This is a genomic window from Synergistaceae bacterium, assembly GCA_012728235.1.
Lineage (GTDB): Bacteria > Synergistota > Synergistia > Synergistales > Synergistaceae > JAAYFL01.
The window spans coordinates 24,177-38,422 of sequence record JAAYFL010000055.1 but is presented as its reverse complement, the minus strand read 5'-3'; the positions used below and the strand labels follow the sequence as shown (position 1 = coordinate 38,422).

The window sequence follows — 14,246 nt, the reverse complement described above, 5'->3', positions numbered from 1 at the left end:
CCTGATTTGAAAATAATAAGTATAAGAGAAACACTAATTAATTGTTTTTTAAAAGCGGGCATAGAAAGACCTAATTATACGGCAGATATAATTATATCTAATGTGTTATCAATATCAAGAGCGAAGCTTATAACAAAAATGCAAGATGAGTTGTCAGAACAGAACATTAAAAATATATTTTTAATGTCAGAAGAAAGATTACAGAAAAGACCATTATCATATATTTTAGGTGAGTCAGAGTTTTACGGAAGGATATTTAAGGTCGGTGAAGGGTGTTTCATCCCTCGTCCAGAGACGGAGTTGCTTATTGAAGCATTGTTGTCTTTGGCTCCTAATGCGGAGCTATTTGCTGATTGGTGTACAGGAAGTGCTTGTATTGGGATTACTCTATTATTAGAAAATCCAAAATATAAGGGATACGGAATAGATTCTTCTGATGCAGCATTAAAGTGGGCACAAAAAAATGCAAACTTATACTCTTTAAATGAAAGAATTACTTTTATTTGTGAGCAATCACCTTCAAAGTGTACAATTAAAGAAAACTCTTTAGACTTTATTATTTCGAATCCTCCATATATTCCGACATCAAAAATAGAAGGTCTTATGAAAGATGTTAGGGATTACGAGCCGAGAGAAGCGTTAGACGGAGGGGAGGAGGGCATAGATGTACTACTAAAAATAGTTAATAATGCTCCTAGATTGTTAAAACCTGCTGGTTACATAGCTCTTGAAACTGATGGAGATGAACAAATAGAAAAAATTATTGAGTGTATCTCTGCAGATTTTAAAATAATAAAAAAAATTTATGATTATAACAACATAATGCGGCATCTTGTATGTCAGTTAAAGTAGATAAAAAGATGTTAAAATATTTTTTATAAAATAATAATATGGAGGTGCCCCAAAATGGAGAAAAGGGAACTAGTAATTATTGGAGCTGGTCCTGCTGGTCTTACTGCAGCTATTTATGGAAAAAGAGCAGGATTAGACGTTCTCGTTTTAGAAAAAGCAACCCCTGGAGGGCAGATTAATAATACTAATGAAATAGAGAACTGGCCTGGAACTATCCACGCAGGTGGTATGGAGCTTGCAAAGAAATTTAGGGAACATGCTGAACATTTTAAAGCAGAGATAAGAGAAAGTATAGTTGAAAAAATTGAAATAAGAAATGGAACAAAAATAGTAGTAACAGATAAAAACGAAGTAGAAGCAGACGCAATAATTCTATCATCAGGAGCAAGTTTTAGAAAGTTAGGATGTAAGGGTGAAGCAGAAAAGATAGGAGCAGGTGTTAGTTTTTGTGCAGTCTGTGATGGAGCTTTCTTTCAAGATGAAGTTATAGCGGTTGTTGGTGGTGGCAATGTGGCAGTGGAAGAAGCAAATTATTTGACAAGATTTGCGAAAAAAGTTTATATAATTCATAGAAGAGATGAATTTAGAGCAGACAAGCTTGCAGTAGAACAAGCATTATCCAACCCCAAAATACAGCCAATATGGAATACTGTCGTAGAATCTATTGATGGTGATACTTTTGTAGAGAAAATAACGGTAAGAAACGTAAAAAATGATAACCTGCAGGAGTTAGCTGTAGCAGGAGTATTCATTTTTGTTGGTACAGAGCCTAATGTGTCATATCTTGGAGCAAAAAACTCTATAGTCAATCAAGCCGAGAATGGATGGATAATAACCAACGAAAAGATGGAAACTTCAACGGAGGGGATATTTGCTGCGGGAGATATGCTTGATAAATCGTTACGTCAAGTGGTAACAGCTGCTGGAGATGGGGCAACTTCGGCGATGTCTGCACATTCTTATATCACAGAACAATTACATATTGAGTCGTTATTATTTAAGCCGGCCCATGTGTATGCATTAATTACTTCAAGTATTGATAAAGCACAAGTTTCATTGCAAGTTGAAACCGAAAAGTATTCAAGAGAAAGCGGCAAAAAAGTTTCTTTTATAGATGGATACAAAAATAAAAGAATTCTTGAAAAATTAGGAATAAAATCTTTGCCTGCATTATTAGAAATAAAAGATGGGAAACTAATACGCAATATTGAACCCAAAGAAATTGCAGCTGTAAAATTTTTCATGGAATAGTAATTCACAAATATCATAAAACAAACAAAGCAGGGAGAGCATGTACGCTTCCTGCTTTGTTTGTTTTATAACAGTAAAAATGCCCTTGTGAGTAATTAAAAGGACAGTAATATTATATAATATGTAAAGTTAAGAAAGGAGTGGTTTCTTGAAGAAAGTCGCATTACTTTCTTTAATTATAATGTTTTATTGTGCATTTACGACTTCCCTAGAAGCCAAAAATACTCTTGATTCTGCCGCAAAAACCATAAAGAAGGAAACTGAATTTGGTAAGAAGGCTGCCTTAGAATTAGAAAAACACATACCTAGATTGTTAGATCCGAATAAAGAAGCACATCTATCATTGATAACAAGCAGGTTGATACCATTTTTAGAAAGAGATTTAGATTATAATGTTCGTATTTTAGAAATGAAAGAACCAAATGCTTTTTCATTGCCTGGAGGGACAACATACATAACCACAGGGATGCTATCATTTTTAAAGAGCGATGCAGAAATAGCTGCAATTTTAGCACACGAGTTTGTGCATGCAGATAAAGCGCACGTAATAAAACAAAATAAAAAGAGTAGTAAATTAAACTTGATTACTTTATTAGGCATTTTAGCAGCAACACAGGGTGCTGGGGCACCGGCAATGTTAGTTTCTAGTGCTGTTCAGACTGCTATAATTAATTCATATAGTATTGAAATGGAAAAGGAAGCGGATGCTATAGGTATAGATATTTTATTTAAAGCCGGATTTAATCCAACCGCGATGCTCACAACTATGGAGCGTTTGAAGGTTGAAAGATTAAAGCGTGCATATATTAATCCAGGAATCTATCAAACACATCCAGATGATAAAGAGAGAGTTGAGGCTGCTTTAAAATATATGAAGGATAAAGGAATTCCTGTAAGTAGAAGAGACGTAGTAAAAAAACTAAATCCAGAGGTAGTCTTAATTTCTGGTGATATATCTCTGACTATTGATGGTATCACGCATATATCTATTAAAGAGTCAAAAAAATCAACATTGTTGTTAACAGAACTAGCAGAAAAGCTTAATAGATATTTAGAGTTAGAGCTGGCACCTTATGATATTCAGGTAGGAACGTCCAATGGAGAGGAAGCTCTATATATAAAAGGTAATGTCATAATTAAAGAAAGTGACTCTATCCCAGGAATCCCTAAATTTTCTACCTTACGAACAAAAATAAACGATATAATCAATGAGGCAAGAAGAGAAAATCCTATTTCTAACTATTTCCAATAGAACTTATATGAGAATAAGAATTCAGCTCACCTAGCCGACAAGGAGGAAGCAATGTATATTTCACTTTATCGTAAATATAGACCACAAACATTTTCTGATATGGTAGAACAAGATGCAGCAGTTTGCATTCTACAAAATTCACTAAAAAATAAAAAATTAGGTCATGCCTATCTTTTCTCTGGTCCAAGGGGATGCGGAAAGACATCTGCCGCACGTTTACTTGCAAAAGCCTTAAACTGTTTAGCACCTACTGAAGACAAAGAACCATGTGGAGAATGTATAAATTGTAAAAGTATTACTTCGGGAGAACATTTAGACGTAATTGAGATTGACGGAGCATCAAATAGACGTATCAGCGAAATTAGGGAGCTTAAAACTCACATTGATTTAAAGCCCCTAAGCTCCTTATATAAGGTATATATAATAGACGAAGTACATATGCTTACAGAAGAGTCCTTTAATGCCTTATTAAAAACATTAGAAGAGCCTCCTTTAAATGTTTTTTTTGTCTTAGCAACAACTGAGCCACATAAAGTTCCTGTGACAATAAGGTCAAGGTGTCAGCATATACCCTTTCATAGGATATCTATAAAAGGATTAGTAGAAAGAATAACATATGTATGCGAATGTGAAAAAGTATCTTTCGAAAAAGAAGCTATTTGGGAAATAGGAAGGTTGTCTGATGGAGCACTTAGGGATGCTCTTTCTCTTTCAGAACAAGCTATAGTTTTAGGGAAAGGGGAATTGTCTCTTGCTAGTGTAAAAGAATTAACAGGGGGAGGAACGAGAGCTGAACTTGAAAATTGGATTCTTGATTTTCGAAATGATCAGAGTAAAGCTGTTCTTAATCTTGATGATATGCTTTCTTCTGGAGTGTCTCCAGAAAGTTTTTGTGAAGCACTTTTTATTATATTTAGAGATCTTTGGTTGTATCGCCTTTGGGGAGACAGTATTTTTGAAGTCTTAGAAATTTCTGAAGATGGAAGAACGTTTTTAAAAAACGAGTCAGCAAGTTGGAGTTCTAAAAAACTAAAGAGCGTTTGTGATTTTTGTAACTCTTTGCTACCTAGAACAAGGTATGGAATGAAAAAGGAAGTTTTTTCTGGAATTATCATGCTCAAGTTGTATGAACTTCTTACTAATGAAGAGGTAAAAGAAAAAAAAGAGATAGATGAAAAGACAAACTATCAAGCTCAAGTAAATGTGCCAGAAAAAAATATCCCAATCGCAAAAAAGATATCGCAGGTAACTATGACAAAACAGGATACAAGTAAGACTCTTCTTGAAAAAAATAAGAACCCTGATGAAAATATCTTGTCACCAAATACAACGAGTGTAAGAATAACCTCTGGCGCAGATAATACATTAGATATTAATGAGTTGTGTAGTGAATTAGGTATTGATGTCCTCACAAAAATAATATGTAAAACACAACCGAAAGACTTGCTGATTATATCTGCTTTGCTTAATGTAATAATAAAGTTAAAAAACAACGAACTTCAATTTGAGTTCCCCAGTAGTGGTCTATCAAAGACAATTATTTCTCTTCCATCAAACAAAAAGCTGCTAATTAAGATAATAAAAGATGTTTATTCTGTAAATGTAATAGAAAAAAAGGAAGTTGAGGTTTTAGCACCCCTAGCACCCTCTATAGAAAATAAGGTAGAAAAACATAGGATGGCCATGTCAGATAGCCAAGACGTTTTAAATAACAAGAAAATTTCAACGAAAGCATTGGCATCTCCGGATAGAATCCTTAAATTATTGGGTGCTGAAATATTGTACGTACAAGAAACAGATAAATATGACGAAATGGAACCATTGAATTGTGAAGGAGACAATGATGAATAAACCTTTTGTTCACTTACATGTTCATACAGAGTATAGCCTTTTGGATGGAGCTAATAGATGTGAAGAATTAGCGATAACAACGAAAAAAATGGGCATGAATTCGGTTGCTATCACTGATCATGGTGTTATGTATGGCTGTTATGAGTTTTATTCAAAATGTAAGGTCATTGGAGTAAATCCAATTTTAGGTTGTGAGGTTTATGTTGAACCTAATGGACATACTTGCCGTGATAGTAAGAATCAGTATCATTTGATACTTCTTGCGGAGAATGAAGAGGGGTATCACAATCTAACTCGTCTTGTTTCAATAGGAAGTACGGAAGGATTTTACTATAAACCAAGAATAGATCATGACTTGTTAGCAAAATATGGCAAAGGAATAATAGCATCTTCCGCATGTTTAGGTGGAGAGATTCCAACTTTTATAATGCAAGGAGATATCGTTGGAGCCACAGCAAGAGCAGAGATGTACAGAGATATTCTAGGAAAAGACAACTTCTTTTTAGAAATACAGCATAATAGTATTCCGGAACAAGCTTTGGTAAATAAGGCTTTGGTAGATATTGCAAGAAGATCTAGTTTTGAACTTATAGCGACCAATGACGCTCATTATTTAAAACAAGAAGATGCTCAATGGCACGATGTTCTTCTATGTATTCAAACCAATAGTTTGAGAAGTGATACTAACAGATTAAGATTTCAAGGCGACGACTATTATTTTAGGTCGCCTGAAGAAATGTGGGATATCTTCGGAGCAGAACTCCCAGATTCACTCATAAACACACAAAAAATAGCGGATAGATGTAAGGTGGAGCTAAAAAAAGATAAATACTATTTACCTGAATTTCCTATTCCAGAGGGAGAAACTCTTAAATCTTATTTAAGACGGAATGCAGAGGAAGGGTTAGAAAAGAGAGTAAAATCCGATGTAATTCCGGAAAGATACAAAAATAGATTAGATTACGAATTAAATGTTATAGAAACCATGGGATTTTCTGGATATTTTTGTATAGTAGCAGACATCGTAAATGCAGCTAAAGAACGTAATATTCCTATAGGTCCAGGCAGGGGCTCAGCGGCAGGTTCCATCACAGCGTGGTCTTTGGGTATAACAGATTTGGATCCAATAAAATATAATCTTTTATTTGAGCGTTTTTTAAATCCAGATAGACTAAGTATGCCTGATATCGATACAGATGTATCAGATAAGCGAAGAGACGAACTTATTGAATACATTGTGGAGAAATATGGAAGTGATAAAGTTGCTCAGATAATAACTTTTGGTTGTATGAAAAGCAGAGGAGCCATCACCGACGTAGGAAGAGCACTTGGTATACCTATACCAGAAGTGAGGAAAGTCACAACACTTATTCCTGCTGATTCTAATAAGTCTGGTATAGCTTCAATACCTGAGGCAATTGAAGGAATTCAAGATTTAGCACATCTATATAAAACCGAACCTAGAATAAAAGAACTTCTTGACATCGCACAAAAGATTGAGGGTATTTCACGACATTGTTCTCAACATCCGGCAGGAATCGTGATCACACCTAGCCCTCTTATTGACATGTTACCTGTAAGAAAATTTGGTGAAAAACAAAATGTAACTCAATATTCTATGGATCCAGTTGAAGCATTAGGCCTAGTAAAAATGGATATTCTTGGATTAAAAACTCTTTCTGTTATTGAAGGTGCTCTTTACAATATCCAGTCTGGAGGTAAGGGGTATATAAATTTAGACGAAATTCCCTTGGATGATACAAAAACATACGAAATGCTTCAAAAGGGGGAGACACTCGGAGTATTTCAACTTGAATCAACTGGGATGACATCATTAGTTCGTCGAATGAAACCAGACTGTTTTGAAGATATGATTGCACTTGTCGCTCTTTATAGACCAGGTCCGCTTGAAAGCGGAATGGCAGATTTATACATCAAGTACAAACACAAGGAAGAGCCTATACACTATCTACATCCAAAACTTGAAGAGACGCTGAAAGAAACGTACGGGGTTATTTTGTACCAGGAGCAAGTTATGCAAAGTGCGTATGATCTAGCAGGATTTACTCTAGCCGAAGCAGATTTGCTTCGTAAAGCAATGGGTAAAAAGAAAATGGATGTTATGGCAGAACAAAGAATAAAATTTATTAAGGGGGCAGTCGAAAGAGGAGTAGAAGCAACGCAAGCAGGGGAAATATTTGACAAGATTGAAAAGTTTGCAGGTTATGGGTTTAATAAATCACATAGTGCAGCATATGCCTTGATAAGTTATAGAACAGCATGGTTAAAAGCAAACTATGGACCTGAATTTTTAGCCTCTTATTTATCAAGTATAGTCGGCTCAAAAATGGATGTATTGGGGCAGTATATAAGGAGCGTAAGAGATGCAGGATATCCTGTTTTACCTCCGAACATTAATGAATCAAAGGAAGATTTTACTGTAGTGGGTGATGTTATTAGACTCGGGCTTTCTGCCGTAGCTAAAGCTGGACATGCTGCAATTGAAAATATTATTAAGAATCGTGAAGAATACGGCAAATTTGATTCATTATGGGATTTTATAAGTAGAGTAGACACAAGAGTTGTAAATAAAGGTGTTTTAGAGAACTTAATAAAAGCTGGTGCATTTGACAGTATAGAAAAAAATAGAGCAAAGCTTTTTAACTCTTTGCCCCTTTTTATAGATGCAGCTTCAAGAAATGTTTCTTGTAAAAATCAATCATCTCTTTTTGCTGAAGAGGACGCCGTAATGTGTCCCGAAATGCCTTGTTGCGAAGATTTTAGTGAAAGAGAAAAATTAACTTTTGAGAAAGAAAGTATGGGCCTATATATATCAGGACACCCATTTAATCAACATTCTTCCGTTGTTAAGAGATATGCCAACTGTCCATTAATAGAATTAGAAAAGTGGCAGTCGCAAAAGTATCCAGTTATCACAGCCGGGCTTTTATCTTCCGTTTCTGAAAAATATACCAAAAGAGGAGACCCAATGGGTATTATAGTTATTGAAGATGCTGATACTACTGTTGAGGTCGTCTTATTTGTGAAACAATGGGCTAAATACAAGCCTTTACTAAATATTGGAGATCTTGTTTTTATAAAAGGTCAACCTAGGTTTGACAGGGGTATTTCGATTTTAGCAGATGAAGTTTATTTTGAAGATAATTATGCTTCTAATCTTGAAGAGCACTCGGTTTTATCGATAAATGCAGAATTTTGTACAGAAGAGTTTTTTATAGGCCTTTTCAATATTTTTAAAAAACATAAAGGGAACAAAAAAATATTGCTAAAAATATTTTCTTTTGATAAAACTATAGTTTCTGAACTTAAGGGGCAGAAAATAGATTTATCCGAGAAACTTACAAAAGAATTTAATGAATATGCTAAGGAAAAGGCTATACTTGAATGAGTTATTGATTGGAGGAAAAATAAGATGGGAAATAAAACATTTAATGAACTCAGTCCGATTTACGGAGCTACAGAATCTGTAGTTGTTGAAGCACTAGAAGATGGTGTAACTGTTATAGGAGTTACAAGGGGATCAGATAACAAAATATTACATACAGAAAACTTGAAAAAAGGAGAAGTATGGATAGCACAATTTACAGAACATATTTCTGCTATGAAAATTCGAGGACTTGCAAAAGTTCATACAAAATATGGTGTAGTAGAGAGCAGTAAGTAAGTGAAATGTTTTTTTTAAAGAAACAAAAACATAAAAATAGAGAAAACTGTTAATAATGTTATTAATTGGAACGCACATATCAACTGCTGGTGGGTTGCATAAGGTTTTTAAAAGAGCCGAGTTATTAAAGTGTGAAGCAATTCAAATTTTCACGCGTAATCAATTGCAATGGAACAGCAAAGAATTATCATCCGAAGAAATAAAAAACTTTAAAGATGCCTTTATGATATCGACAGTATCAAAGGTAATATCTCACGCTTCGTACCTTATAAATTTATCCGGAGAAAAAAACATAAGGATTAAAAGTGAACATGCACTTGAACAGGAGATTCTTAGGTGTGAATTACTTGGAATAAATGAAGTAGTTTTACATCCTGGTTTTGCGCTAGGGCTACCTAAAACTATTGCAATTAATAAAATAGCCGAGTCTCTTCAGAGAATAATTGATACATTTAAGAATACCAATATTACGATTTTATTGGAGACTACGTCAGGACAAGGCTCTGTTATAGGATCTGATTTTTCTGAATTAGCAAGCATACATAGATTGCTAAATTTTAGCCCAAGAATAGGGTTTTGTATTGATACATGTCATATTTTTGCTGCGGGTTACGACATAAGAACTGTAACTGGATATAATGATGTAACATCTCTTTTAATTAGCAAGCTTGGACTAGAAAACATAAAATGCTGGCATCTGAATGATAGCTTGAATGAACTAGGTTCTGGCAAAGATAGGCACGCAAGCTTGGGTGTAGGGAAAATAGGACTAACTCCATTTGAAATTCTTATGCAAGATAAGCGATTTAATTCATTACCAGCCATATTAGAGACGCCAAAAGAAAATAACGGTGATATTAGAAACCTTGCTATTCTAAGAAAATCTAAATTTATTAAAAAATAGTCTCTTAAGGAGGAAATCTATTGCCTTTTATAAGTTTGCGTTGGCAAGATATACCAGACATTTTTATAGTCGCATTTGTTATATATCGAGTGCTTATGTTGCTTGTTGGTACTCGTGCTATGCAACTACTAAGAGGATTGCTTATTATCGGATTTATAGGAGCTATTGCAAATATTTTAGAATTAAGAACGTTGTCTTGGATTATTGGTAAAGTGCTCGGAGCTTTTATTATAGTAATACCTATTTTATTTCAACCTGAGTTAAGACATATGTTAGAAGAATTAGGTAAGGGGCATCTCTGGAGATCTGATACAGAAAATAAATCAGCAGATATAAGAGCAGAACATTTAACAAAAAGTTTAATCTACTGCAAGAATCAGAGAATAGGAGCATTATGCGTTCTTCAACGTAATACTAGCCTTAAGGAAGTATGGAGAACAGCAATTCCTTTAAAGTCAGATATAACAGAAGAGCTGTTAATATCAATTTTTTGGCCAGGCACTCCACTTCATGATGGTGCAGTGGTTTTAGACCAGGAAAGTATACTCGCTGCCAGCTGCTATCTTCCTTTAACAGAAAAAGCCGATATATCTAGATGGTATGGGACACGGCATAGAGCGGCTCTAGGAGTTACTGAGATGACAGATGCGTATGCGTTTGTTGTTTCAGAAGAGCGGGGGGAAATTACAATTGCGGTTGGTGGAGTACTCTCCAAACCTCTTACTGATAATCAAGTAAGAAGTATATGTAATCATTATTTTAGCTTTGAGGGGAAAAAAGAATCAAACTTTATGTCACGGTTGCGTGAAGAAATTCAGCATAAGTGGCCTGGAGGTAACACTAATGAATAGCTTATTAAGTTATTTAAAAACTAGAATATTAAAGTTAAAAAAAATAATTCTAAGAATAAATAATGAAACCTACTCAAGAACAGATACATCATTGAAAAAAAGGATTGTTTTAGCAGCCATTTCCCTTTTTATATCACTATTATTTTGGGTTTTTATTGCTTGGAACGGCAATAATGAGGGAACTAAAAATATTGCTGTTAATCTAGAATATGAAAACCTTCCAAAGGGACACATAATATATGCTCCAACAAAAAACATAGAGGTAAAAATTTCAGGAAAAGTTAGCACGATAACACGTGTTGAGCATGCTGATATTAAGGCGACAGTTGATTTAGAAAATCTTTCCGTAGGAACATATAATCTTCCAATAAAAGTTGAAGTGCCAGCAACAGTAAGATTAAGAAGTTGGAATAAAACAACAGTTCCAGTAGAGCTTTCAAGATATATTGAACGCAAAATCCCACTCTCATGGAGAATAGAAGGTGATTTGCCTGAAGGGAAAGTAGTCTCTTCTGTTAATATATCACCTAAAGAGGTAACTGTCGGAGGTGCTGAGTCTGATATATTAAGTATTCAAGCAGTTAACGCCATTTTGCCAGATTTAAAGCAATACACTGGCAATGACATAAAAGCAAAAATAGAAATCATAGGAGTAGAGAATAAACAAAATAGAGATCGTATTTCTATCTCGTCTAAGTTTGCGAACGTAAAAATAAAGCTGGAGGATGAGATCCAAGTCGATAAAATCCCCGTAAAAGTATCTATAACTGGCAGTCCTTATGATGGGCTTGAAATTAATACGGTGAAAATTATACCTGACATGGTTTCCATTTATGGTAAAAAGAGTGCAATAGATAAAATGAAAGAATTAATTTTGCCTCCAATTGATATAACTGGATTGGAGCAAAATATACAGCTAATGGTTCCGATACGGCCAATAGACTTAGAATCCGAAATAGAACTAAGAGGGCCAGATAGAGTGAGAGTTGAAATAACTTTACGGAATAAGATAACGACTACAACTTTTACTAACATTAACATTGCGTTGGTAGGGGCGAACTTAACTCAATTTAAGCTTGAGCCTAAGGTGGCTACTGTAACTATAGAAGCTTCACAATCCACAATGAACACACTAAATAATTCAGTGCCGTTTAGTTTATATGTCGATGTTTCTAATGTCGTATCTAAACAAATATCTCTTCCTATTTTAATTAAGAATCTAAAATATGGAGTAGATATAAAAACTATAAGTCCTGAAGAAGTTGAGGTCACAAATTTAAGTTTTTAGATAAAGATAAACGAGTGGGAATTATGAGAGGGGATACCTTTATGTCAATATCAGAAAATAAAAACAGAAGATATTTTGGCACAGATGGAATAAGAGATATAGCAAATAGAAATAACATGACTCCTGAGTTCGCACTAAAAGTAGGGCGAGCTTTTGTATCTTCTCTTAAAAAATTAGGTTATAAAAACATAAATATACTTGTAGGAAGAGACACAAGGTATTCTGGAGCAATGATTCAAGCAGCATTAGTTTCTGGAATTAATTCTGCGGGTGCAAATGTTACAGATATGGGCGTAGTACCTACTCCCGGAGTTAGTTATACTTTGTCAAACAATAGTTATTCCGGAGGAGTCATAATAAGTGCATCACACAATCCTGCTGAATATAACGGTATAAAATTATTTAACTCTAATGGTTATAAGTTAACAGATGAAGATGAACTCTTAGTTGAAGAGATGCTTAATTTCGAACATTCGGAAAATCGTCCAATTAGAGAGAAAATAGGAGTAATTATTAGCGGACTTCATCATTGTGAAGATTATCAGAAAATGCTTATTACCCTCCTAAGTATCGTAAATAAACAAGATTTCAAGATAACAGTTGACGCAGCAAACGGAGCTGCCTCTTATTTTGTAGGACCAATATTTGAAAATTGGAAGGCCAATGTTTGCTTATTAGCTAATAATCCGAATGGGCTAAATATAAATGACGGAGTGGGGGTTACGCATATGAACTTTATATGTGAAGCGACAATAAAAAACGCCTCAAAACTCGGCATAGCATATGATGGTGACACGGATAGAGTTCTTATGTGTGATTGTAAAGGAAGAATAATTGATGGCGATATCATGCTTTGGATTTTAGCGAGATGGCTTGCATCTGAAAAAAAATTAGGAAGCGGAGTCGTCGCGACAGTTATGAGCAACATGATTTTAGAAGACCTGCTTAAAGAAGAGAATATTAAGGTTTTTAGATGTGGTGTTGGTGATAGATATGTAATGGAAGAAATGCGTAGAACAAAATCAAGATTAGGTGGAGAGCAATCAGGACACCTAATAGCACAAGATTACGCCAATACGGGAGATGGATTATCTTCTGGAATTTTGTTTCTTAAAGCGATAGAAGACCTTGATGAAGATATATCTACGCTTGTAGATAGGTTTGATAGATACCCGCAAATACTGGCTAATGTCGAGATAAAAAATAAAAAAACGATAATGGACAGCTCGAAACTAAAAGTCCAATTAGAAAAAGCAGAAAATATGCTTTTAGGAAAGGGTAGAGTACTACTACGACCTTCTGGTACAGAACCTTTAATTCGCATCTTTGTCGAGTCTAGATCTGAAGAGCTAAATAACAAAATAGCCTCAATGTTAAAAGAAACAATAGAGGCAATTTCTATGGAGAATAATAGTGAAAGTATTTGAGAAAGTAAGGCAAGCAGTCTTTCCCGTGGCCGGATTGGGGACAAGATTTTTGCCTGCGACAAAGGATATCCCAAAAGAAATGCTGCCGTTGATTGATAGGCCCTTGATTCACCATGGAGTTGATGAGGCTGTTGCGTCTGGCTGTAGTGATATTATCTTTGTTACAGGTAGCGGAAAAGAATCAATAAAAAAATATTTTAACCATTCGGAAAACCTTGAAAAGCACTTACTAAATCAAAAAAAAGATGACTTGGTTCGTATTATAAGTAGAATCCCAGAACTTGCGGAATTTCATTATGCATTTCAGGAGAAGCCATTAGGGTTGGGGCATGCTGTGCTGTGCGCTGAGAAGTACTGTAAAGACTCAAGTTTTGCTTTGATTCTTCCTGATGATGTAATGATCTCTAACCCCGCTGTGCTAACGCAACTAGACATTGTTAGAAGTAAATATGGTGGTTCAATATTATGCCTTGAAAAAGTTAACCCCAATGAAACATCAAGGTACGGAATTGTAGATGCGGAAGAAATTGAGACAGGGATTTACAAAATAAATGCTTTGGTAGAGAAACCAGAACCTAAAAATGCACCGTCCAACTTAGCAATTATGGGTAGGTATATATTATCCTCTTCGATTTTTAAACATCTAAAACAGATAAAACCCGGGAAGGGTAAAGAATATCAATTAACCGATGCTATTGATTCTATGTTAAAAACTGAACCTGTTTATGGCTATATATATAACGGGCGCAGATTAGATTGTGGGGTTAGAGAGGGTTGGATAAAGGCAACAATAATTAAATCTCTTCAAGATAAAAAATTAAGAGAAATCGTTTTAGAAACGCTAAAAGAAGAAAAAATAATATAAAAATTTATAGTAATTTAATG

11 protein-coding genes are annotated in these 14,246 nt (G+C 34.7%); all 11 read left to right on the top strand.

Annotated features, from left to right (window positions below):
* Nucleotides 1-6 precede the first annotated feature (6 nt).
* The 11 genes from prmC to GXZ13_04235 all read left to right on the top strand — a co-directional run bounded on the left by prmC (nucleotide 7) and on the right by GXZ13_04235 (nucleotide 14,226).
* Nucleotides 7-852 carry a peptide chain release factor N(5)-glutamine methyltransferase gene (gene prmC / locus GXZ13_04285; GenBank protein NLX75050.1) on the top strand — a complete coding sequence of 282 codons (846 nt, stop codon included), beginning with the start codon at nucleotides 7-9 and terminating at the stop codon, nucleotides 850-852.
* Between the two features lie 54 nt (nucleotides 853-906).
* Nucleotides 907-2,103, top strand: a complete 1,197-nt coding sequence (gene trxB, locus GXZ13_04280) for a thioredoxin-disulfide reductase (protein NLX75049.1) — start codon at nucleotides 907-909, stop codon at nucleotides 2,101-2,103.
* 148 nt (nucleotides 2,104-2,251) lie between these two features.
* A complete protein-coding gene (locus GXZ13_04275; protein NLX75048.1) occupies nucleotides 2,252-3,355 on the top strand; it encodes a M48 family metalloprotease in 1,104 nt (367 codons plus the stop codon).
* Nucleotides 3,356-3,406: 51 nt separating this feature from the next.
* Nucleotides 3,407-5,206, top strand: coding sequence for a DNA polymerase III subunit gamma/tau (gene dnaX, locus GXZ13_04270; protein NLX75047.1), 1,800 nt, complete (start codon nucleotides 3,407-3,409; stop codon nucleotides 5,204-5,206).
* Nucleotides 5,199-8,615, top strand: a complete 3,417-nt coding sequence (locus GXZ13_04265; protein ID NLX75046.1) for a DNA polymerase III subunit alpha — start codon at nucleotides 5,199-5,201, stop codon at nucleotides 8,613-8,615. Before dnaX ends, GXZ13_04265 begins: the two co-directional genes overlap by 8 nt.
* A gap of 24 nt (nucleotides 8,616-8,639) precedes the next feature.
* A complete protein-coding gene (mtrB, locus tag GXZ13_04260; protein ID NLX75045.1) occupies nucleotides 8,640-8,891 on the top strand; it encodes a trp RNA-binding attenuation protein MtrB in 252 nt (83 codons plus the stop codon).
* A 55-nt stretch (nucleotides 8,892-8,946) separates the two neighbouring features.
* A complete protein-coding gene (locus GXZ13_04255; protein ID NLX75044.1) occupies nucleotides 8,947-9,795 on the top strand; it encodes a deoxyribonuclease IV in 849 nt (282 codons plus the stop codon).
* 20 nt (nucleotides 9,796-9,815) lie between these two features.
* The gene (locus GXZ13_04250) at nucleotides 9,816-10,646 is read left to right on the top strand and encodes a TIGR00159 family protein (protein NLX75043.1); all 831 of its coding nucleotides are present in this window, start codon (nucleotides 9,816-9,818) and stop codon (nucleotides 10,644-10,646) included.
* A complete protein-coding gene (locus GXZ13_04245) occupies nucleotides 10,639-11,934 on the top strand; it encodes a hypothetical protein (GenBank protein NLX75042.1) in 1,296 nt (431 codons plus the stop codon). Before GXZ13_04250 ends, GXZ13_04245 begins: the two co-directional genes overlap by 8 nt.
* Before the next feature lie 41 nt (nucleotides 11,935-11,975).
* Nucleotides 11,976-13,361: a phosphoglucosamine mutase gene (gene glmM / locus GXZ13_04240; GenBank protein ID NLX75041.1), complete on the top strand. Its 1,386-nt coding sequence runs from the start codon at nucleotides 11,976-11,978 to the stop codon at nucleotides 13,359-13,361.
* The gene (locus GXZ13_04235; GenBank protein NLX75040.1) at nucleotides 13,348-14,226 is read left to right on the top strand and encodes a UTP--glucose-1-phosphate uridylyltransferase; all 879 of its coding nucleotides are present in this window, start codon (nucleotides 13,348-13,350) and stop codon (nucleotides 14,224-14,226) included. Before glmM ends, GXZ13_04235 begins: the two co-directional genes overlap by 14 nt.
* The last annotated feature ends 20 nt before the right edge of the window (nucleotides 14,227-14,246 follow it).